Raw genomic sequence first — 351 nt, 5'->3', positions numbered from 1 at the left:
ATCCTGCTGCGTCTTCATGGCCGCCTGCGCTGCATTGTTCGCCTGCTGGTCCACCACATTGGCAGATTCCTTCACGGCGTCGCTGCGTTGCTTGGCGGCCATCATCGAGATCAGATCACCGTTCTGGCTCGAGATGATGTCCAGCATGTGCGTCGTCAGTTGCGCCGTGGCCTCCATCGTCGGCGACATGTTCAACTGGTCCTGGATCTCCTGCCGGCGTTTGGCAAGCGTGCCGACGTGCGAAATCACGTCGTTTCCCTGTTGGAATAACTGCTTGGCTGTCTTGTCGTTGTTCTGCAGCAGCGTGTTCTGATCCGCAAACCATTGTTCCGGTGTCTTGCCGGATTGCGT

Annotated in this window: 1 pseudogene; it reads right to left on the bottom strand. The window is 57.8% G+C overall.

Features of this window, described 5'->3' with window-relative positions:
* A pseudogene (locus tag P7F28_RS10620) lies at nucleotides 1–351 on the bottom strand (type VI secretion protein); the annotation flags it as partial.

Origin of the sequence: Caballeronia sp. BR00000012568055 (assembly GCF_029439455.1) — a bacterium.
Classification (GTDB): domain Bacteria; phylum Pseudomonadota; class Gammaproteobacteria; order Burkholderiales; family Burkholderiaceae; genus Caballeronia.
This window is presented reverse-complemented; position numbering and strand designations above follow the sequence as displayed.